The sequence below is a fragment of the Streptomyces vastus genome (assembly GCF_039532825.1).
In the GTDB taxonomy this organism is placed as follows: domain Bacteria; phylum Actinomycetota; class Actinomycetes; order Streptomycetales; family Streptomycetaceae; genus Streptomyces; species Streptomyces vastus.
Map to the genome: position 1 here is coordinate 121,180 of NZ_BAAASJ010000020.1, position 20,230 is coordinate 141,409.

Here is a 20,230-nt window from a genome sequence, read left to right on the forward strand (position 1 = left end):
CAATCAGTTGATGTTGACCTGGCTGCCCTTGATGGCCAGCCGTCCGCCGGACTTGACCGCGAGCGCGGACTTGGCCTCCACGTTCACGTCGGCCTTGGAGGTGATCTCGACACCGTTGCCGCTGAGCCGCAGCTTCCCGCCGGCGGAGATGACGACGTCCGCAGCCGCGGTGATCGTGATCCGGTTGTCCTTCGTGCTGATCACGATGCTGTTCTTCGCGGTCTGGTCGACGATCTCGATGCGCTCGTCCCGGTCGGTGTCGACCAGCCGGATCACGTGCCCGCTGCGGGAGGTGATCGACCGTATGTCGTTGCGGCCGTCGTCGTTGGTGACCGGCGGTCTGTCCTTGCCGTTCCACAGCGCGCCGACGACGTAGGGGACCTCGGGGTTGCCGTGCTCGAAGGCGACCAGGACCTCGTCGTCAACCTCGGGCAGGAACCAGAAGCCACGGCCGGCCCCTGCCATCGGGACCGCGATCCGCGCCCAGTCGGTCTCGGCGTCGTCCGCCAGCCAGGGCAGGGCCACCTTGACCCGCCCCAGGCCGTCCGGGTCGCGGTTGTTGGTGACGATGCCGATCGCCACCCCGTGGAACCGCCCGTCCGCCCGGCCCGACTCCTGGCCCGTCAGATGGTCGAAGATCTCCGTCACGCGGCGTTCCTCCGTACCTGGAGACTGGTCCGGTAGCCCTCGGCGGCGGTCACCGAGTGGCTGACGGAGGTGAGGTAGTAGGGGCCGCTGAAGGTGGTGCCCGCGCCCTGGATGTCGACCACTTCGCCGGCGTGCAGGCGGGGCTGTCCCTCGCACTCGGCCTCGCCGGTGATGTAGGTGAGCGCCAGGTCGTCGAACTGGCCGCGGGCCATCTGGTCGGCCCGGTCCCGGTTCGGCACCGGCAGGTCCGTGCTGACCGACGCCGCCCTGCCGAAGGCCCGGTCGGCCTGGCGGGGGCCGGTGGCGGTGCCGCCCATGGTGGTGGACTCCTGGCCGGCTTCCACGGTGGCGACGACGGCCTGCTTGCGCGCCACGTCCCAGCCCCGCACGGAGTGCTCACGCACCTGGGTCAGTGTGCGCAACCGGGGTGTGAACTCGGAGATGTCGTCGCCGACGCGCAGTTTCTGCGACGGCGGACGGCCGTGCTGCGGTGGCCGGAAGTACAGCACCTTGTCCCGTACGTGGACCTCGTACCCGATCAGTCTCGCGCGTTTCTGGAGGAACTCCAGATCCGTCTGGTTGTTCTGCACCACGTAGTCGAGGCCGGTCCCGGTGTCGGTCACCTCGGCCCGCAGTCCCGCTTCCCGGGCCAGTTGGCGGGCGATGGCGCTGTCCTTGGTACGGGTGAAGGTGCGGGTGCGCTGGCCACGGGCCAGCCGGTGCCGGTAGTCGTACCCGCGGACGGTCAGCCTCGGCAGCCGGCCCGCGGTGAAGGCGGGCTCCAGACTGGTGACCTCCCCGGTCATCACCGGGTGCAGGTCGCCGATGAACCCGAGCGAGATCCGCACCTCGGTGCCGACCGCGAAGAGCGGGGAGTCCGACCAGGAGACCGTCAGCCGCTCGGAGTCCCAGTTGCGCAGCGTCAGAGTGAACATGCTGAGTGCGTCGAGATCCTCCAGGACGGTCACCGACTCCACGTCGAGGCGGGCGTCCGGCGGCAGGCGCACGCCGTCGCAGCGGATGTCGAGGTCCGGCACGGACTCTGCGGTCTTCATCGCGTGGCCCTCCGCTCAGCTCAGCCGGGGAATGGTCAGGACCATCCCCGGTCGCAGGTCACGCGGGTTGACGATGCCGTTGGCCGAGGCGATGTGCCGCCACAGGCGCGGGTCCCGGTACTCCGCGGCGGCGATGCTGTGCAGCGTGTCGTTGCGCCGGACCGTCCACGTCTTGTCCACGTCGGCCGAGTGCAGCTCCCGCTCCCGCAGTTGCGCGTCGGTGAGGGACTCGACGAAGCTGCACGAGAGGGTGGCCCGCACCGGCGTGCCGTCGGGCAGGAACATCGTGAACCGTTCGTCGAGCCGGGTGAGCACACCGGTGAAGATCTCGGAGAACTCACCCCAGGAGAGCGTGCACTGGGGCGGGCGGTGCAGCTCCGTGTCGACCTCGGCGAGCCGCGCCACCCGGCTGGTCAGCGCGGTCACGTCGGTCGCGTCGCCGGTCTGGAACGGGTTGGACGGCGTCACGAACGAGGTGGCCCGTGCCCAGGCCGACGCGCTCGCCCTCGACTCGTAGGTGTCGAAGAACAGCTCGAGCGAGAGCGTCGCGGGCTCCACGGCCCCGAACTCGTGTTGCAGGCCGCTCCAGGTCCACGCGCCCCACGCCGGGTCGGACGCCTCCCAGGTGACCGACCGCGACCGGCTGATCTCGTGCGGGTTGAACAGCGCCTCGATCGGTCCGTTGTCCGCGAAGTCCGTGCCGTCGTGGGAGATGGTGAGCTTCTGCAGCCCGCCGCCGCCCGGGCCGACACCGAGCAGGGTGCTCGCCAGTCCCGCCGCCTTGTTGAAGGTCACCGCCGCACCCCCCGGCGTTCGGCCTCGACGGCCAGCCTGCGCACGATCCGGTGGTGCACCAGGTCCGCGAGGCGCGCGACGTCCACCGGGGCGGCCTCCACCGGGTCCGGCTGCTCGGTGCCGCGGTCGGCGCGGGGCGGGTGGCCTGCGGGGTCGGCGTGCCCGGCGTGCCCGGGGCGCGCGTCCTGCGCCGTGCCCGGAACCACCGGCTGCGATGGCACGCCGGTTGCCTGCCATGCGGCCGTGCCGGGTGACGGGCGGTCATGGGGAGTGGTCGCCGCCGTGGTCAGGGCCAGCGGCAGGGGCCGTACCCGTTGGGCCCCCGGCTGTCGCGCGGCAACCACCTCGGTCGGCGCCGCGCCGGCGGGAAGCTGCGCGCCGGGTGTCCCGGGGTACGACGCCGGTGCCGGGTGGGCGGCGACGGTCGGGGTCGGTGTGCGCACGGCCGGGTGCGGACCGTCGGTGGAGCCGGGCCGGACGGCGGGATCCGCCGCCACGGAGCCAGGCCGGGCGAGGGCAGGCGGCACCGGCCGGCCGGGGGCCGCCGGGGCGCCCAGGCCACGGCGGGGCACCGACGGTACGTATGCCATCACCGGACCGGAAGTCGCCGCACCCGAAGTCGCCGGACCGGAAGCGAGCGGCTTCGACGGCACAGAGGGACCCGCGCGGCCGGGCAGCGAGGGACCAGGTGCCCCGGCTGTGCCCGGCGCCGGCAGCGGGACGCGGGACGCGGGCGGGCCGGGCACGCGAGGCGTCCGCGCCGGCCCGGATCCGGCACGGGAGGGCGGAGAGGTCGTGGGGGCGGACGGCGCGGCGACCTTGCGCTGGATCATGGGCGTCGCCCCCGTCACGGCCGGGGATGTCGCGGGGCGCGAGGGTGAACCGCCGGCACCCGGACCGGCCGTGGTCCGTGCGGGACCCGCCGGGGCCACTGCGGACCGGGCCGGACGAGCCGACACCAACGGTCTGTCCGAGGCGGCGGGTCCGTCCGAGGCCACCGGTGTGCGTCGCGCCGAGGCGACCGGCATGGCCCCGGCCGGTGCCGACGAGCCCGGGCCGGCCGCATCCGCACCTGCGGCGGAGGGCCCGGACTGCCCGGGCGGTGCGGGGTGCGCGTACACGATGGGCGCCGCCGAACCGGCGTGCGACACCGGGTCCGCATACCGTGAGGCCGACTCGGCCAGCGGGAGCGCGGGCGTCATGCCGTGGTGCCGGGTGAGTACGGCCCGTGCCTGACCCGGGTCGACCACCCCGGGGCGCAGTGCCCTGCGCGACAGCCGGTGGACCAGCGCCGGGTCGAAGGTCGTGTCGTCGTCCATCTCGGGGTTCCTGTCAGCCGGCCATGTCGGCGATGCCGTGACCCAGTGCGAGGGCCTGTCCCAGCAGCGGTTTGGTCAGTCCCTCGTGCGCCAGCTCAAGGGATTCGAAGCCGACCTCGTCGGTTCCGGCGTTGAACGTCGGGCCGGTCCAGCGCACGGGCAGCGCGTTGCGGAAGTTCCACCACATCACCGGGATCCGGCGCCGGTCGAGCAGCGCGATCGTGCCGTTCTTGCGCTGGATGACACCGCGCGCGGTGTTGTCGTACCAGTTCCAGAGCTCGCTGACCGCGCTCAGCCCGTGCCGCAGCACCAGATTCGAAGGTGTGGCAGCGCCGGGCAACTGGTGCACGAAGCCGTTGACCCCGCCCTCCCGGTAGGACTCCATCTCGATCCGGCTCTCCAAGCCGCTGGCCTCGGTGAAGCCGCCGACCAGCAGGCCCTCGATCTCGACGGCGAAATTGAAGGTCGAGAAGGGATCGGGAAAGCGCAGTCCGGTCCAGTTGCCCACGGCGGTGGGCGCCCAGCTCAGTCCGAGCGGAATTCCGGTCGACGTCATCGCCGCACCCCTCCTTGTTCGTTGAGACGCTCGTTGATGCGGGCGATCTCGGCGACCCAGCGCTGCCGTTCGTGATGGTCGAGCTGCATGATGTCGAGATAGGGCCAGTGAAAGTGATAAGCCACGTACGCTACTTCCTCGTGCAGCCGGTCCGGGGAGTAGCGCGTTATTCCCCCAGGCTGGGGGGCTCCACTTCGAATGCCCCGCTGCAGTGCGGGCAGTCCACCTGGAGCCGGGAATGCCCGTTGGTGTTGATGCGCTGGTAGAAGTCCTGGAGATAGGCGAGATCGCCCGAGTACAGGTTCTCGACGGTGTGGGTGTTGATGTATTCCAGGCCACCCAGTTTCGTGATCACCCGGGTCAGCAGGATGATGACCAGATACCCCGGGTTCGACCGTACCCGCGGATCCTTGATCGGCTCGATCTCGTCCAACGCGGTGGACATCCGCATGGTGCCCTCGCGATGCACCGTGCCGTCCGGCGCGACGAGGCCGTGCGGCAGGGTGAACGGGAACTCGGTCCGGCGAGCCTCGGTGACGCCGCCCGCTAGCTCCACTGGTCGACCTCGATGCGTTCACAGGCGAGCGTGAGCTGCTCGACGGCGATCTCGTCGCTGGTCGCGTTGAGGCTGGGGCCGGACCACGACTTCGGCCAGCACTCGAAGAGGTTCCAGGTCACCCGGGGACCGCCCTGCTGGTCGAGCAGCGTGATCGACACGTTGTGCCGTTCCACGGTGCCCTTCATCACCCTCTGCCGCCACTCCCACAGCTTGCTGTCGTTCGTCACACCGCGGCTGAGCGTGATGTCGCCGTAGCTGTTCAGACCGGGGATCTTCCGCGGGGCCAGGTTCGCGTCCATTCCCTCGCGGTATTCGGCGGCGTTCTGACTGCTCTCCAGTCCGGAACACTCCCGGAATCCGGCCCGGGTCATGCCGTCGAGCTCCACCGAGAAGTTGTAGCCGAAATAGGGATCGACCCTGTCCACAACCGCACCTCCTTCTTATCGAGTTTCCTGTCGAACTTCTCGTCGAAGTCGTCTTCGAAAGCGTCGAAATCATTCACGCCGCGTCGACCGTCACGCCGCTCGCACCATGGATGACGCGAACGGTGACGAACTCGGCGGGTGCGGTCGGTGCCACACCGATCTGGGTCACCACCACCCCGGCCGCGACGACCGCCGGGGGATTGGTCTCGTGGTCGCACTTGACGAAGAACGCCTCGGCCGGAGTACGGCCCTTCAGCGCGCCACGCCGGAACAGCTCGTCGAGGTACGCGGTGAGTTCCCGCATGATCCGCACCCAGAGCCGTACGTCGTTGGGCTCGTGGACCAGGCCCGTCATGAACCGCTCGATCCACCGGCCGATCGTGCCGATCAAGCGCCGGGCGTTCACGTCCCGCCATGCCTGCTCCTCGGCGAGAGTCCGTGCGCCCCACACCCGTATGCCGCGTCCGGGCAGCGCCCGCAGGCAGTTCACCCCCTGCTCGTACAGCGCTCCCACGTCGGCCGGGGCGAGGTACGCCTGCAGATCGACGACACCCGCGACCTCCGCATTGGCGGGCGCCTTCTGTACGCCGATCCGCTGGTCGCCGGCCGCGTACACGCCCGCCACGTGCCCGGACGGGGGCAGGAGACGCAACGCCCCGTCGCCGCCGGGCGCCGCCTGCAGCCAGGGGTAGTACAGCGCCGCGAAGGAGCCGTCGAGCGCCCCGAAGGGGCCGTCGTCCCTGGTCAGCGCCGCGCGCTGCTGCATGAGCTTCGTCGTGTCCGTCGTGGGTATGCCGTCGAGCAGTGCGAACCGGTCGCCCCGTTCCTGGCAGTGGTGCAGCAGCGTCTGCTGCTGGGTGACGACCGGAACGAGGGAGCCGCCTGTCGGCCACGGCGCCGCCGTGACGATGTCGGGGGCGCAGACGAGGTCGACCTCGTCCGCCAGGCCGTCCAGCGCGGCTTGCAGTGCCGCGGCGGCCTGCTTCGACTCGTCGAGCCGTACGACATGGCACAGCAGTCCGCCGTTGTCGAAGAAGCCCCGGACCGTGTCGGCCAGGAAGCCGCCCGGATCCGTGCCGTAGGCCGCCTCGAACTGCGGCCACAGCGTGAGCCGTTGCGGCGTACGAGGTCCGGTGGCCGCCCGGCCGAGGAAGGCGGGCACCCCGGTGAGGAAGACCGGGGCCTGGGGCGGGAACACGTCCTGCCGGAGCACGCCCGGTATCGGTGGCTGGGTCATGGTCTCGTCCGGCAAGGTGCTACTCGACCCCGCCGGCCCACTGGCTGATCCGGAAGACGACGAACTCGGCCGGTCGCACCAGGGCCACCCCGACCTCGACCACCAGCTGGCCCGCGTCCCGGACCGCCGCGGGGTTGACGGTCTCGTCGCAGCGCACGTAGAAAGCCTCTTCGGGCGTGTTGCCCAGAAGCGCGCCGGACGCCCACACGGTGTTCAGGAAGGCGCCGACGTTACGGCGGATCTTCGACCACAGTTCCGGCGAGTTCGGCTCGAAGACCGCCCACTGGGTGCCCTCGTCGATCGACTCGCGCAGGAAGTTGAACAGCCTCCGGGAGCTGATGTAGCGCCATTCGGCCTGCGACGCTCCCGCCATCGTGCGGGCCCCCCAGACCGTGTTGTTGCCGTCGAACCTACGGATCACGTTGATGCCGTCGGGGTTGAGCCCGGCCTGGCCCTGCTTGCTGACCAGCTTCTCAAGGCCCAGCGCGCCGCGGATCACCTCGTTGGCCGGTGCCTTGTGCACGCCCCGCTCGGTGTCGACGCGGGCGTAGATCCCGGCGAGGTGGCCGCTCGGCGGCTGGTACACCGGGTTGCCGTCCGCGTCCTCGACACCGACGTCGATCCACGGGTAGTAGATCGCCCCGTAGCTGCTGTCGCGGGTGCCGCCCTGGATATCCCCCTTGGTCGGTACGGGTTCGCTGGTCTGCCGGCCGTCGAGGATGGCGAAACGGTCCTGGAGGTACTGGTTCTCGCAGTGGTCGAGGATGGCGCCCTGCACCGCGTCGCTCACCGCGCCGGGGATCGCGACCAGGGCGATCTCGTCGAGGGCGGTGAAGGTCTCCAGCGCGCCGATCAGGCTCGTCTCCACCTGGTCCGCGTCCTCGTCGGGCGCGACCCGGGTGATCCAGCAGCGGCCGCCGCCGTTGTTGAAGAAGCCGTAGACCGCGTGGGCGAGCGTCCTGTTGCCCGGCTGGATGTCGCCGAACAGGGTCTTGAAGGTCTCCCAGCCGTCCACCAGCTGGGCCACTCCGGCAGGGGCCACCGTGGCGAAGTCGGTGGGCTCGCGGGTGGTGCCGTCGGCCTTCAGCCCGGACCGGCCGGGGAGCAACGGCATCGTGACCGTGTCGTCAACGACGCCCACGAAGCCCGCGGTGCTGGTTCCCGCCCCGGCGATCGGCTTGATCGCCGAGGTAACCTCTTCGACGTACACGCCAGGCGCTAGATACTGCGGCATCTGTGGGTTCTCCCCCTCGTCATGACTCGTGGTCCACGCCCAGGCCGACCCGGACGACCGTCTCGGTCACCTCGGGCCCGACCTCGGCGGATTCGAAGACGTCGACGCTGAGCGTGACGCTGAAGTGCAGGGTGGCCTTGGGGCGCCCGCCCATGGCCTGCCAGAACTCGCCGATGCCCTGCAACTGGCTCTCGGCGGTGATCCGCGCCGGCAACCGCGGCTTCAGCCCGGTCAGTTCGCCGCGCAGGTACCGCTCAGGGATCTCCCGATGGCGCAGGAGCAGCCTCATCACCGCGCCGAGCAGACGGTGTTCGTCCTGCGCCGGGTTGGGCGCGCTCTCGTTCGGCCAGGCGGTAACCAGATAGGAGCACAGGACCCGCGCCGGCGCGCGCTTTCGGGTGATCATCCCGGACTCCTGCCGCGTGTTCTCCCACTGGTTGGTGCGCAGTTCGTGGTTCTCCCGCACGTCGTACAGGAAGAAGGCGACCGCCGGCAGGGTGACACCGGAGGGCGGGAACTGGTCGTCCGGGGTGGCGAAGCTGACGGTGATGCCGGACAGCGGCATCTCGGACTCCACGAGCGCGGCGAGGGTGGCGTCCAGGTCCTGGAACATCGCTTCTCCTCTCCTCGGCACCGGATCGACCTGTGCCGGAGTTCTACACGGCGGGCGTCCCTCGGTCGTCTGCCTCAGCGTCTGCCCCGGCGACTCGGACAGCCGGGTGACGCGTCAGACGTGGCGGCAGACGCTCGCGAGACGCCCGCTTGGTATGAGTGCTCCGCGGCCCGGCGGCGAGCCCGGGCACCACTTGGGGGTAACGGATGGCGACTTCACCGGTTCCTGGCCACGACACCGCTCGCGAGCCGGTCCGGCCGACGACAGCGGCCAGGTCCGTCGAGCCCGGGCGCTGTCCTACGCACCCTCGGGAGGGGCTGCTGGATCTGCACCGCCGGTACGGCAACCGTCGGGTGCAGGGCGTGGTTCAGGCCAAGCTCGCTGTCGGAGCGGTCGACGACCCGCTGGAGCGTGCGGCCGACCGGATCGCGTTGCAGGTCACGGGTGCGTCGTTGCGGCGGGCTCCGGCCACGGCCGCGGCCGGGAGCGTGCCGGTTGCGCGTGGTGGTGACGCGGGTCCGGATGTGGCTCGGGCGGTCGGTCGGATGAGCGGGGCGGGGCGACCGGTGCCGGAGGGGATCCGGCGGCGCATGGAGAGCGCCACCGGCGCCGATCTCGGCGGCGTGCGGATGCATGTGGGCGGCGAGTCCGATCGGCTCAACGACACCCTGGGGGCGCGGGCGTTCACGGTCGGGGCGGATGTGTTCGTCCGTCGCAGTGAGTACACGCCGGGGACCGCGACAGGTGACGCGCTGCTTGCTCATGAGCTGGTGCACACCGTTCAGCAGGGTGCGGCTGGGCCGCCCCTGGCGCAGCGGGACGCGGAGCATCCGCACACCGGCGGGTCCGGCGTCGGCCACGCGGCAGGCGCCGGGGCGACGTCGGCCACGGCCACACCCGTCGCGCAGCGTGCCCACAACCCGGCTCTGGCACCCAAAGAGACCGAAGGTATCGAAAGGGAGCTCACCAAGGCCTCCTTCGCGGCGGCCTCGCCGACGAGCCAGGCCAGTCACCTCCTGGCGAGCACGGCGCTGGTGTGGCGGTACGGGAAGAATCCCAGGACCGACGAGCAGGCCGAGGTGGGCGGCGGCGCGAAGTACCTTCACCACCGCAAGGTCGAGTGGGAGCGGGAACTGAATGACCGCGCGGCATTCGTGCCGAGTTTCCCCGGCGAGACGCGCGACGACGTGCAGCCGGCCTGGGAACACTTCCAGAAGGAGATGGACGAGCGGGAAGCCCTGGGCGAGAACCGGCCCCCCTGGTTCCTGGTTCCGGCCCTCGGCTACGAGGCCGCGGGCGCCTGGCACCCGGACAACCGGCAGTTCATGACGGATGCCGGCATCGAGGTGCAGAACCCGACCCTGGGAGATCCGCAGCAGAAGCTCGGTTCCACCTACGCCCGCGACACCATGTTCACCCAGTACTCCGCGGCCACCCAGAACGAGCACGTCACGTTGGCCACCCTGCAGGACCCGAGCGTCGCGATAGATCGAGTACTGCTGGTCAGCGGCGCAGGAATCGATTGGATCTTCCAAATCAGCAATACGGGGTACCTGCCCGACGGCCAGTTCGTCGTGGTGGCCGACGTGGTCGACGTTCCCGGACCCGGAGGATTGCCGCCGGGCAGTCAGGTGCAGCTCATAGAGTTCGCCGGCGGACTGAGCGCCGCCGCCGGCGGAGTGTATGTCTACGCGGCGGACGGTACACACCTGGGCTGGGCTGCGACGACCGACGTGGAATGCGACACGGAGGCCTACTATCTGGCAGCCATTCGTCCTGGCATGGCTGTGGGGAACTCGGATCGCAACCGCGGCACGCCACGCGCGCTCGACCAGACGATGGCGGAAACGGTCCGCGGGCGATACCAGGATGCCAAGGCCGAGCAGAGTTATGAACACACGCTGGGCCCGTGGCGGAATCGGCTGAACATCGAGGACCTGGGCTGGGACATCGCGGTGGCGGCGTACCGGCGTCTGGGCGGCGACACCATCTTCAACGAGGCACTTCACCCCACCCGCAACCGCGGCAACTACTCCCCCGACATCCAGCCTCCCGGCGAAGTCGACCTCAGGAACTATTGGTGGTACACACAGGCTCAGAAGGACAATCCCGACCGGTTTGTCGGTGGCCGTTCCAACAGCACCCTCAACTACATGCAGACGTCGTCCTGGCTGTTCCAGAACGGCATGCTCACCAAGGACGAGTGCCTCGACCTGATGGCCTTCGTGATCGCCGACATGGTGGTCAGCGGCGAACACAGCATGCAGGAGTGCATGACGACGGTGCTCATGGTCGCGCCGTACTCACCGCCGTGGGACGAAGCCGACAGCCTGCTCATCGACAAGGCGACCGCGACGCTGAGCGCGTGGCTGCAACTGATCGAGACGGGGACCCTTCGGGCCATGCTCGCCGAGACGAAGCTGTCCCTCGCCAACCAACTACAGCGGAAGATCTGGGACAGGGACCTGACCCTGATACGGATGCTGATCGTGCTGGGCCAGCAGCTCAGGAAGAACGGGGCCTGACATGACGAGGGACGGGGACCGCCTCGACGCCCGCATAGCGGCGATCCGGGAGTGGTGCGCCGCCAACGCCGGCCGCTTCGTCGAACTGTCCGAGGAGGAGAGCTTCCGGCGGATGACGCAGGAGGTGCGACAGCGCTTCTACCCCAACCCGAGGCTGTGGATGACGGAAACCGACTGGATACACCAGTTGGTACTGCGTGCCTTGCGCGACGCCCGTACGCGCCCCTGCTGAAGACCGAGCGCCCCGGCCAGGACCACCACCGCAGGCCCACACCGTCCCGCACGCTCCGTCCCGCACGCCCGGCGATCCCGGCCGACAGCCTGTCCGGCTCCACCCCGGTCCGCCACATGCTCCAGCGGACAGGATCCCGCCCGTCTTCTGGTACTCCCGTCGGGCAGACCGGAGGAGATGACCCATCACGGAGTGGCCGACTTCAACTCGCGTTACGCATAAGGAGAGTTGGAAGTTTCGCACAACGAATCCGAGTTCTTCACGTCTTTCCCGCAACTGGCGAGCCGCACGCCCGAAGAGCGTGACCACCGCTTGCGAGGCGCCGACCCGCCTGACGCCACCTGGCGCATCACGTTCCGCGGTACATGCGGTGCAGGTCGACCAGTTCGACGTCACCGCGCCGTTCCGCCTCCCGCCGGAGATCGTCGGTGAAGCCGGAGCGGGCGAAGAGCAGGAGCTTGAGCAACGCGCCGACGCGAGCGCTGGGCAGGAGCCCCCGCAGATGCTCCAGGCGCTCCAGCTGCGGCAGGCCGACGGGAGTGAGCGTTCCCTTGGCCTCGCCGATCGCGATGATCCGATCAGTCCCGAACGCGGGCGACTGAGCCACGACGAGATCCAGTTCGTGCCCACGACGGTGCTCCCGGCAGGCGATCTCGGTCGGGCGCACCCAGCTCGGCCTGCCCCCGAGGCTCTCCGGCTCGGCATGCTCGAAACACCACTGGCGGGCGAGTTCCTCGAAGTGCGGACCGTAGATCTTCCCGGCGACGGTGTCCGCGTTCTCCTCCCACACCCGGTCGGCCCGGCCCACCACCAGCTCCGGCTCGTGCCGCTGGATCAGCAACTGGTGCAGCCGTACCACCGGCTCGGCCACCCGGAAGACACTGCGCTTGCACTGAAAGTGTTCCCGGCTTGTCTAGGGGCAGCGGTGGCCGGTGCCTTCTGCTCCGGCGTGACCTCACTCTGAGGGGAACGCTTGTGAACCATCCTTCCCGGTGGTCGTGCCGGTACCGAACTCTCCGGTCGTCAGGATCTTGCCCATCTTCTGGTATTCGCGCCGCGTCGCCCGGAGCAGATGACCCATCGTCACCACCCCGCCGTCCGCGGCGGCGAGGAAGGCACCCGCGAGGGCGATGTTGCGGATGTTGCCCCCGGGCAGGTCGATCTGCCGGGCCAGCAGGTCCGGGTCGACACTCCCGTCCAGGGGAGCCTCCTTGGGCCAGACCTGCTCCCAGATGCGGCGCCGGTCCTCGACACCGGGGACGGGGAAGTCGATGGTGACGTGCAGGCGTCGGATGAACGCGTCGTCGAGGTTCTTGCGCAGGTTGGTGGCCAGTACGACCACCCCCTCGTGCTGCTCCATCCGCTGCAGCAGATAGCTGGTCTCCAGGTTGGCGTACCGGTCGTGCGCGTCGCGGACCTGGGAGCGCTTGCCGAACAGGGCGTCGGCCTCGTCGAAGAAGAGCACGGCGTTGCTGGTGGCGGCCTCGGCGAAGATGCGCGAGAGGTTCTTCTCGGTCTCGCCGATGTACTTGCTCACCACGGTCGACAGGTCGATCTTGTAGAGGTCCAGGCCGAGTTCGTGGGCCACGACGTCGGCCGCCATGGTCTTGCCGGTGCCGGACGGGCCGGCGAACAGCACGGCCAGCCCCCGCCCGTTGGCCAGCTTGCGCTCGAACCCCCAGGACTCGTACACCAGAGCCCGGTAGCGCACCTGGTTGGCGATCTCCCGCAACTGCTCCATCCGGTCGGCGGGCAGCACGATGTCGTCCCAGGCGTAGTGCGGCGTGATCCGCTGGGCCAGTTCGGCCAGCTTGCGGTTGGACTGCAGACGGCACGCCGCGTACAGGTCGTCCTGCGTCAGCCGGGGTGCGCCGGGTGCGCGGGCGTGCGCCAGGTTACGGGCGGTCGCCGCGGCGTCCTGGATCTGACCGCCGCTCAGCCTGAACTTCCCGGAGACTGCGGCCAGATCCAGCGCCGGCCGGTCCGTCCCGTCGAGCACGTCGAGTGCGGACTCCCAGAGGCGGAGCCGCTCGTCGCAGCCGGGAGCGGGGAACTCCAGCCGTACGAAGGTCATGCCCGCCGGCGGGTCGGACGGTTCCCACGCGGTGTCCCCGGCCAGGAACACCGGGGCGGGGTGAGCCGCCAGAGTGGACAGCAGCAACGACAGCCGGGGGCGGGCCTGTTCGCCGAGGAGTGAGTCGACGTTCTCCCAGTACATGACCGCGCCCTGCAGCCGTGCCTCCCGGTCGACGAGAGCGACCAGCGCCGCGAACTCCTCCATCGGGCGCTCCGCCAGCAGGTCGGCGGACACCACCAGCAGCGGCGCCTTCCAACGCAGGGAGCAGGCGGACGCGGCGCTCTGCTTGCCGACGCCGTACGGCCCCTGGCAGTAGACCACCAGTCCGTCGTCGGCGTGCTCGCTCAGCCGGGCCAACGACGCGCCGAACTCCGCGGGGAAGTACAGGTCGTCGAGCGTGCCGGTCGGGGGGACGATCCCCGCGTACGGCCGCAGTCGGCCGGCCAACTCGTCGTCCTCCAGCAGGAACCCGGCGATCCTCGGGTCCAGCCGGACCGTGCTGCCCAGCAGGGAGTGCGTCGGCGCGGCGGAGTCCTCCGTGAGTGTGACGAGACGGTGCCTGACCAGCGGCGCCGACGGTGCGAACCGGGTCCGTGCGGCGGTCCGCGCCGCACGGTCGGCGCTCACCAGGTCGAGGGCGAGGCCGACGGTGGGCAGCCGCCGGGTCATGTCGTCGTGCAGATAGCCGTACAGCCGCTCGTACCGGCGGTCGATCTCCGGGGCGAGGCACATCACGACGACGTCGACATCCACCGGGTGCAGATCGAACAACCCGGCCAGGGCTACCAGCCTCAGGCTCACGCCGTCACGCACGCTCTGCGCCACGCGTTCGGCGATCTCGGCCGACAGCCTGTCCAGCTCCGCTTCGGTCTCCAGTTCGCCGTCGTGGGGCGGGGTGTCGAGCGTGCCGTCCAGCAGCGCGTCCACCTCGGCTTCCGAGACGTATAACGCGGAGAGCTCGTCGGCGGGCTCCCGGTGGGAGTGCCGGGCTCGCCCGACCTGCCTACCCAGCAGTACGTCGAGGCGAGCGAGTTCGGCCTGCAGGTGCTGCGTCGAGTCGGTGTAGCCCGAACCGCCCATGTCCACGGTGTCCCGCCCCTCGTCCGGGATGTCCTCCCGTACCTCGTCCAGGTCGTATTCGGCCGGTCCGCGCCCCTGGTCCGACACGTCGCTCGGAGTCCGACTGTCCGGGCCGGACGGGCCGGACGGGCCGGACGACTGTACTCGAACGGAATCGAGCAACGCGCTCTCGCGCCGGGACTGGGACCGTTGCTCCGGGATCGCGGCCACGGACACCGGATCCAGGTGCCCGCCCGGGTGGTCGAGACCCGGCCCTCCGTTCCATGACTCACGTGTCGGCCGTCCGGCCACCACCGGCCGGGCACTGCCCGGCAGGATGTCCTCGGCCCGGTCGGCCCGGATGTGCTCGTAGAGGACCGTGGTGTCCGCCGAGGGCCGCACCCCGAACTCCTGGTCGACCACCGAGGCGCACTGCTCGTACTGGCGGAGCGCGGCGGTACGGTCACCGGCGGCGTAGTGCAGCCGCATCAACTGTCGGTGGGTGTGCTCCCGGGCGGCGTCGTGGCGCAGGACGGCCTGCCCGAAGCCCACCCCCTTGGCGTAGAGCCCGCGTGCCTCGCAGTGGCCCATAAGCTGGTCCAGCATCGCCAGATAGGTGTGGCGCAGGCGGTCCCGGTCGTGGCCGCACCAGTCGTGGTACCAGGTGGCGAGCAGGTCTCCGCGGTAGAGGCCGAGCGCGTACTCCACCGCGTGCGCCTGATCGTCGGAGAGAGTGTGCCCGTCTGTGTCACGGACCGCCGCGTAACTCTCCTCGAACGCGTCCACGTCCAGCCAGCAGGACGCGGCCGGGTTGATGCGGATGCAGTGGGGATCGACGACGACGAGTTCGCCTGCCTCGCCGTGATCGTTCGACCGGTCCTGCATGGTCGTGTTGAGCCGCCACAGGGTCTGGCGCAGGTACTTTCGGGCGGCGCCGGGCTCGGTGTCCGGCCACAGCAGTTCGGAGATCACTTCACGGGTGTGTATGCGGTCGCGGTGCATCAGTAAGTAGCCGAGCAGCTCAAGGGCCTTCCCCGGCGGGGCGGTCAGGGGTTCGCCGCCCCGGTGAAGCGACACCTCACCGAACAGCCTCACCTGTATGCCATGCACCACGCATCTCCCTCGAACCGCGTCACCCCGCCCTGGCCGGCGCTTGGACGACACCGTGCAGCGACACCGAAACGGGCTGCCCGTCGGCAACTCCCTTTGCACTCAAGTGACTTGAGAGCCTCTCACAGAAAGCCCTCCCTCTTCACATTTCCTACACATCCGAAAATCGCTCGCGGAACGCGAGTGCCCGCCGCTGGCCCTTGCCGAGTTGTCGTCCGCACGACAGGTCCGATCGGCTCGACCACCACCTGGTTCGCGCACCGACTCTCCTCGGCCGCCAGGCTGCCCATGACCGAAGTCACCGAGAGCGTGATCCCCGGCGGCGCCCCCTGCGGATTCACCCTGCCGAGCCCATCGGCAGGATCGGGGAGCAGGACGCTTGGGCGGCAGACTCCGGGCCGGCCTCACGCTCCGCATGACGCGCCATCGGGAACACGCCTTCCGAGCACCGAAGGGTCAAATCGTCGGCGAGGACTACGACTTGCTGTGTTTCGCCGCCGGGACCGGTCCGCGGGCCGCCCGCTCCGGATGTCACCGTCCACTCCGTCGTTCCGGCCCATAGGGAATCCCCCTTCAGACATGCCTTGAGCTCCTCTGGCGGTTGCGTCCTGAGACGACAGCCCCCCCCCACCGCGAAGGCGCCTTGCACCACTGTCACGATCTCAGTCACAATCCAGGTTCACCACCATGACTTCTTGACTGGTCCAGAGTCAACCCTCGATCTTTGGAGGCCGGGCAGGGAACCCTGTGGGGTGGGAGCCATCATTGACCGCTGGGCGGTACCGCCGCCCGTGCGGAGTCGCCCGTCTCAGTAAGGAGCCCGCGTTGGCCACGCAGCCCGAGTTCGGAAGAAGAATGCGAGAACTCCGACGCCACGCGGGCATGTCCCAGGCCGATCTCGCCGGGCCGGAGCTCTCCGCGAGCTACGTCTCGCTGCTCGAAAGCGGCAAACGCGTGCCGAGCCCGGAGGTCGTCGCCGCGCTTGCGGAGCGTCTGGGGGTGACTCCCCAGTCCTTCCAGGAAAAGGGCACGGGCTCCCCGGAACACGGGGCCGGAGACGGAGTCGCCGACGACACGAGCAAGGACGATGGCAGGCGGATCGACCTCGTGGAGCTGCTGTTCAGGGCGCGCAAGGAGGAAGAAGAAGGCGCCTCGGACACGGCCGCCGAGCAGCTCACCGAGATCCTGAACAGCTACGGGGACGGCCCGCACCGCGACATGCTCTGGGAGGCCCGCTGGTCGCTGGCGCGCATCCACGGCAGGAGCCGCCGAGTGGACGAAAGCCGACGGCTGCTGCGGCAACTCCTCGACGACGAGTACACCCGGTCCTCGGCGGAAAGGCTGGAACGGGTCGCCCGGCATCTCGCCGAACTCAGCCTGAGCAACGGCAGCCTCGTCGACGGCCTACGGTTCGCCCAGCTCGCATGGACGCTCGCCGAGCCCCACCAGGAAGCCTCCGTCGCCGTGCGCGCGGGCACCGTGCTGGTGAACGCCTGTGCCTGGAGCGGCTACGAGCGCTGGGGGCGTGAGGTGGCCGACGCTCTCATCGCGCGGCTCTCGGACGAGATCCCCTGGCCGCAGCGCAGCGCAGCGTACCGGGAGTCGGCCCGGCTGTGCCTGTTGGCCGACGACTACGCACAGGCGCGGACCTGGTTCGAGTGCGCCCTGGAACAGACCGACCCACAGCAGGACATCAACGCCTGGGCGGAGGCCCAGTACTACCTGGCGATCGCCGAGTTCCTTGTCGATCAGGGCCTCGACGAGCGGGTGGACGCGCGGCTGGCCAGGGCCCGGCCGGTGATCGAGGTACTCGGCCACACGAGCATGCTGGTCCACCTGGCCGTGCTCGAAGGGCACCTGGCCCTGAGACGGGGCGAGCCCGACCGGGCCCGGCTGATGGCTGATGCCTCGGTGGAGGCGGGGTCCTGGCCCGCCACGCACGAGGTCGGTGTGAACCTGTTGTGGACGGCGAGGATCTATCGTGCGCTGGGCAACACGTCCACTGCCGCCGCGGTGTACCGGCGAGCGGCCGAGCTGTGTGAACAGGGCGGAGCGATGCACTTCTGCGCGTACACGTGGCGGGAACTCGCCGAACTCCCCACGGCGCAATCCGTCATGGACTGAGCGCACGGGGCACAGCGACTGGCCCGGAACCCGACATCCTCACTTTCATGGAGACTGTCATGACTCATGGAGTCACAAACGTTGACTCGATTGCCGACTCTTGACACGCTCGCTGTTGGCTCATCGGGTCCAAGTGAACGCCGGCTCCTACCTGACCCTCGGCCTGGTCGCGGTCACCGGCATCTCCCTCCCGCTCCTCGCCTCCCTCCGGCGTCGCGTTCGCCGGCGGCCTCGCGGCGGCGGCCGTCGTGCTCGGCCTGTCCGGCCTCCGCGCGGGCACCGTCCGGCTCGCCCATGCCGGCAGTGCCCTCGGCCTCACCGCCGTCACCGAGGGCCTGCTCCTGCTGTTTCCCCAGAAACTCCGGAGCCGTGTGCGCAGGTTCGAATCCTGCCGGGGGCACTCCGGAACAAGCTCCTGACCTGCAGAAATACAGGTCCGGAGTTTTTGCGTGCATGCCAGAACGCACACGGTCTTTTGACCGTTGCTCTTTTCGAGCAGCGTAGCGCTCCTTGCGTCGGATCCCGCCCCTCCCGTTGACATATTTCTGCAGGTCAAAGCGCATTCACCCGGCGCCCGTTGACCCTGCTCGCCACCAAAACAGGGGTTGTATCGCGGATCGGGGATTACAGCCTCACCGCCTCACGAAAACCCCTTCTGACCTGCCTGAATGCGGCTGATACCACACTGAAGCGCAAACGGTCTGGTGGGTCGTCACAGTTTCGGCCTTCCGCCAAGTCCAAGTGGGTTCAGTGCCGCAGAGCACACGGACCGGCAGGCCCCGAAGGCGCAGCCCGCCCAGCGTCGGCGTGCGCGCCCGCCACTGCGCCCCTTCCGCCCCCCACTCCACGAGCAAACCATGGGCAGTTGTGGTACGCGCGGGCCGCGACGATCGAGGATGCGGCCGACGGGGACTCCGGCGAACGCGGAGACGATCCGTCGGAGCGCGGAGATCTCCAAGCGCGTCAACATGTACGCCACCGCACTCTTCCACGGCATGCCGGTCGACGGCATCAGCGAACTCGACCTCTCCTACACGCCGCCCCTGTGCTCCCCCTGGGACGCCGTCCAGGTTGCGGCCCAGGCATGAATGAACGAGCACTGCCTCGACGTGCAGCACCGGATGCTGACCCAGGCGCAGGTCGCCGTCCTCGCCGACCGCCGCGGTGTGGCTACTGGCCGCCCGCAGTCGCGGGGGTTGCGCTCAGGCGTGCCGGGCATCGCAATGGCCGACTGGGCGGCGCCTGGACCTTCCCTGGGCATTGACAGAGAGATATTAGCTCAACAAAAATTGACTCAATGAATGCTGAGTGGTCTGAATCGGTGGTGACGCGAGCGCAACGGCACGCGGCGCTGGGCGAGCCCGCGCGCCTGGCGATCATCGATCGGCTGCTGCTGGGCGACGCCTCGCCCAGCGAACTCGGCCAGGAGCTGGGCCTGCCCAGCAATCTCCTGGCTCACCACCTCAAGCTGCTCGATCAGGTCGGCCTGATCGAGCGGTCCCGCTCCGAAGGAGACCGACGGCGCACCTACCTGCGCCTACGCGTACAGCACCTGACCGGCCTCGCGCCAACTCCCTTGCGTACAGCACCTCGTGTGGTGTTCGTCTGCACGCACAACTCCGCCCGCTCGCACCTCGCCGCGGCCCTCTGGAAGCGCCACAGCACCGTGCCGGCCGCCTCGGCGGGAACCCGACCTGCTGGGCGCGTCCACCCCCGCACCCTCGCGACCGCACGCAAACACGGCCTCTCCCTGGCCCCCGCCCGTACCTCCCACATCGACGAGACGCTGCGCCCGGACGACCTCGTGGTCGCCGTCTGCGACAACGCTCACGAACAGCTCGGCCCCCAGGCCCCCGACCGCCTGCACTGGTCGGTACCCGACCCCACCCGCACCGGCACCGACGACGCCTTCGCCGACGCCCTGAGTGATCTCGCCGACCGGGTCGACCGGCTGGCGCCCGCCGTCCGCCCTCCTGGAGGCAGCGATGACTGAGACCGCGTCCTTCCCTCACCGCAACCTGAGCATCGACCAGCAACTCGCCCTGCGTACAGCCGCCACCCATCTGACCCGCGACTTCGACGGCGTCTTCGGCCAGGAGACCATCGAGCGGTTCCTGACTTCCAGCTACGACCAGTTCGCCGGCCACAGCACCATCCCCAACTTCCTCCCGCTGCTGGCCGAGCGGTTCGCCCGCCAGCGCCTGCACGCCCTCGCCAAGGTCGAAGGCCACACCGACGGCAGGCCCATCGTGCTCTTCCTCTGCGTCCACAACGCCGGACGCAGCCAGATGGCCATGGGCTTCTTCCAGCACCTGGCCGGCGACGGGGCCGTCGCCTGGTCGGGCGGCTCCGAGCCCGGATACGAGCTGAACCCGGCCGCCATCGCCGCGATGAGCGAGCGCGGCATCGACATTTCCCGCGAGTTCGCCAAGCCTTGGACCGACGAGATCGTCCGCGCCGCCGACGTCGTCGTCAGCATGGGCTGCGGCGATGCCTGCCCGGTCTTCCCCGGCAAGCGCTACCTCGACTGGACGCTGGACGACCCCGCGGGCAAGGCCGTGGACGACGTCCGCCCCATCCGCGACGACATCGAGCGCCGCGTCCGCGGCCTCCTCGACGACCTGGGCGTCCCGGCGCAGCACTGACCGCGCGCAGGGGGTAC

20 protein-coding genes and 1 pseudogene are annotated in these 20,230 nt (G+C 69.7%); 8 read left to right on the forward strand and 13 right to left on the reverse strand.

Annotated elements, in window-relative coordinates; all coding sequences use genetic code 11:
• Positions 1–3 precede the first annotated feature (3 nt).
• The 4 genes from ABD357_RS08800 to ABD357_RS08815 are packed head-to-tail and all read right to left on the reverse strand — an operon-like array spanning position 4 to position 3,088.
• The gene (locus ABD357_RS08800) at positions 4–648 is read right to left on the reverse strand and encodes a phage baseplate assembly protein V (RefSeq protein ID WP_344388778.1); all 645 of its coding nucleotides are present in this window, start codon (positions 646–648) and stop codon (positions 4–6) included.
• Positions 645–1,703, reverse strand: a complete 1,059-nt coding sequence (locus ABD357_RS08805; RefSeq protein WP_344388779.1) for a phage late control D family protein — start codon at positions 1,701–1,703, stop codon at positions 645–647. Before ABD357_RS08805 ends, ABD357_RS08800 begins: the two co-directional genes overlap by 4 nt.
• A gap of 15 nt (positions 1,704–1,718) precedes the next feature.
• Positions 1,719–2,498: a CIS tube protein gene (locus tag ABD357_RS08810; RefSeq protein ID WP_344388780.1), complete on the reverse strand. Its 780-nt coding sequence runs from the start codon at positions 2,496–2,498 to the stop codon at positions 1,719–1,721.
• Positions 2,495–3,088, reverse strand: coding sequence for a hypothetical protein (locus ABD357_RS08815; protein ID WP_344388781.1), 594 nt, complete (start codon positions 3,086–3,088; stop codon positions 2,495–2,497). Before ABD357_RS08815 ends, ABD357_RS08810 begins: the two co-directional genes overlap by 4 nt.
• A gap of 109 nt (positions 3,089–3,197) precedes the next feature.
• Between ABD357_RS08815 and ABD357_RS08820 the strand changes: the two genes are divergently transcribed.
• The gene (locus ABD357_RS08820; protein ID WP_344388782.1) at positions 3,198–3,734 is read left to right on the forward strand and encodes a hypothetical protein; all 537 of its coding nucleotides are present in this window, start codon (positions 3,198–3,200) and stop codon (positions 3,732–3,734) included.
• Positions 3,735–3,830: 96 nt separating this feature from the next.
• Here the strand turns inward: ABD357_RS08820 and ABD357_RS08825 are convergent, their stop codons facing one another.
• The 7 genes from ABD357_RS08825 to ABD357_RS08855 all read right to left on the reverse strand — a co-directional run bounded on the left by ABD357_RS08825 (position 3,831) and on the right by ABD357_RS08855 (position 8,441).
• Complete coding sequence (locus tag ABD357_RS08825) at positions 3,831–4,373, reverse strand: phage tail protein (protein ID WP_344388783.1); 543 nt, start codon at positions 4,371–4,373, stop codon at positions 3,831–3,833.
• Complete coding sequence (locus ABD357_RS08830; protein WP_344388823.1) at positions 4,370–4,543, reverse strand: DUF6760 family protein; 174 nt, start codon at positions 4,541–4,543, stop codon at positions 4,370–4,372. Before ABD357_RS08830 ends, ABD357_RS08825 begins: the two co-directional genes overlap by 4 nt.
• Complete coding sequence (locus ABD357_RS08835) at positions 4,540–4,929, reverse strand: hypothetical protein (RefSeq protein ID WP_344388829.1); 390 nt, start codon at positions 4,927–4,929, stop codon at positions 4,540–4,542. Before ABD357_RS08835 ends, ABD357_RS08830 begins: the two co-directional genes overlap by 4 nt.
• Positions 4,920–5,357, reverse strand: coding sequence for a phage tail protein (locus ABD357_RS08840; protein ID WP_344388784.1), 438 nt, complete (start codon positions 5,355–5,357; stop codon positions 4,920–4,922). Before ABD357_RS08840 ends, ABD357_RS08835 begins: the two co-directional genes overlap by 10 nt.
• Positions 5,358–5,430: 73 nt before the next feature.
• A complete protein-coding gene (locus tag ABD357_RS08845) occupies positions 5,431–6,594 on the reverse strand; it encodes a phage tail sheath family protein (protein ID WP_344388785.1) in 1,164 nt (387 codons plus the stop codon).
• 19 nt (positions 6,595–6,613) lie between these two features.
• Positions 6,614–7,828 (reverse strand): phage tail sheath family protein, encoded by a 1,215-nt coding sequence (locus ABD357_RS08850; protein WP_344388787.1) that lies wholly within the window; start codon positions 7,826–7,828, stop codon positions 6,614–6,616.
• Positions 7,829–7,847: 19 nt separating this feature from the next.
• Complete coding sequence (locus ABD357_RS08855; RefSeq protein WP_344388788.1) at positions 7,848–8,441, reverse strand: Pvc16 family protein; 594 nt, start codon at positions 8,439–8,441, stop codon at positions 7,848–7,850.
• Between the two features lie 206 nt (positions 8,442–8,647).
• On the opposite strand from ABD357_RS08855, the gene ABD357_RS08860 reads away from it, so the two are divergent.
• Entirely contained in the window at positions 8,648–10,966 is a 2,319-nt protein-coding gene (locus ABD357_RS08860) for an eCIS core domain-containing protein (RefSeq protein ID WP_344388789.1), read from the forward strand.
• Position 10,967: 1 nt separating this feature from the next.
• Positions 10,968–11,198 carry a hypothetical protein gene (locus tag ABD357_RS08865; protein WP_344388791.1) on the forward strand — a complete coding sequence of 77 codons (231 nt, stop codon included), beginning with the start codon at positions 10,968–10,970 and terminating at the stop codon, positions 11,196–11,198.
• A gap of 349 nt (positions 11,199–11,547) precedes the next feature.
• Here the strand turns inward: ABD357_RS08865 and ABD357_RS08870 are convergent, their stop codons facing one another.
• Complete coding sequence (locus ABD357_RS08870) at positions 11,548–12,069, reverse strand: hypothetical protein (protein WP_344388793.1); 522 nt, start codon at positions 12,067–12,069, stop codon at positions 11,548–11,550.
• 84 nt (positions 12,070–12,153) lie between these two features.
• Positions 12,154–15,447, reverse strand: a complete 3,294-nt coding sequence (locus ABD357_RS08875) for an AAA family ATPase (protein WP_344388795.1) — start codon at positions 15,445–15,447, stop codon at positions 12,154–12,156.
• 744 nt (positions 15,448–16,191) lie between these two features.
• On the opposite strand from ABD357_RS08875, the gene ABD357_RS08880 reads away from it, so the two are divergent.
• From ABD357_RS08880 to ABD357_RS08900, 5 genes and pseudogenes are all read left to right on the forward strand, one after another.
• Positions 16,192–17,568: a helix-turn-helix domain-containing protein gene (locus tag ABD357_RS08880; RefSeq protein ID WP_344388796.1), complete on the forward strand. Its 1,377-nt coding sequence runs from the start codon at positions 16,192–16,194 to the stop codon at positions 17,566–17,568.
• Between the two features lie 130 nt (positions 17,569–17,698).
• A pseudogene (locus tag ABD357_RS08885) lies at positions 17,699–17,927 on the forward strand (ABC transporter permease); the annotation flags it as partial.
• A 537-nt stretch (positions 17,928–18,464) separates the two neighbouring features.
• A complete protein-coding gene (locus ABD357_RS08890) occupies positions 18,465–18,656 on the forward strand; it encodes a hypothetical protein (protein ID WP_344388798.1) in 192 nt (63 codons plus the stop codon).
• Positions 18,657–18,892: 236 nt separating this feature from the next.
• Positions 18,893–19,561 (forward strand): arsenate reductase/protein-tyrosine-phosphatase family protein, encoded by a 669-nt coding sequence (locus ABD357_RS08895; protein WP_344388799.1) that lies wholly within the window; start codon positions 18,893–18,895, stop codon positions 19,559–19,561.
• A complete protein-coding gene (locus ABD357_RS08900) occupies positions 19,554–20,213 on the forward strand; it encodes an arsenate reductase ArsC (RefSeq protein WP_344388801.1) in 660 nt (219 codons plus the stop codon). The genes ABD357_RS08895 and ABD357_RS08900 overlap by 8 nt, the downstream gene beginning before the upstream one ends.
• Positions 20,214–20,230 lie beyond the last annotated feature (17 nt).

Bases quoted from the DNA above. Each gene is read 5' to 3' on its own strand.
- ABD357_RS08805 (WP_344388779.1), bottom strand. From the start codon at position 1,703: ATGAAGACCGCAGAGTCCGTGCCGGACCTCGACATCCGCTGCGACGGC.
- ABD357_RS08815 (WP_344388781.1), bottom strand. From the start codon at position 3,088: ATGGCATACGTACCGTCGGTGCCCCGCCGTGGCCTGGGCGCCCCGGCG.
- ABD357_RS08825 (WP_344388783.1), bottom strand. From the start codon at position 4,373: ATGACGTCGACCGGAATTCCGCTCGGACTGAGCTGGGCGCCCACCGCC.
- ABD357_RS08845 (WP_344388785.1), bottom strand. From the start codon at position 6,594: ATGACCCAGCCACCGATACCGGGCGTGCTCCGGCAGGACGTGTTCCCG.
- ABD357_RS08850 (WP_344388787.1), bottom strand. From the start codon at position 7,828: ATGCCGCAGTATCTAGCGCCTGGCGTGTACGTCGAAGAGGTTACCTCG.
- ABD357_RS08855 (WP_344388788.1), bottom strand. From the start codon at position 8,441: ATGTTCCAGGACCTGGACGCCACCCTCGCCGCGCTCGTGGAGTCCGAG.
- ABD357_RS08860 (WP_344388789.1), top strand. From the start codon at position 8,648: ATGGCGACTTCACCGGTTCCTGGCCACGACACCGCTCGCGAGCCGGTC.
- ABD357_RS08865 (WP_344388791.1), top strand. From the start codon at position 10,968: ATGACGAGGGACGGGGACCGCCTCGACGCCCGCATAGCGGCGATCCGG.
- ABD357_RS08890 (WP_344388798.1), top strand. From the start codon at position 18,465: ATGCGGCCGACGGGGACTCCGGCGAACGCGGAGACGATCCGTCGGAGC.
- ABD357_RS08900 (WP_344388801.1), top strand. From the start codon at position 19,554: ATGACTGAGACCGCGTCCTTCCCTCACCGCAACCTGAGCATCGACCAG.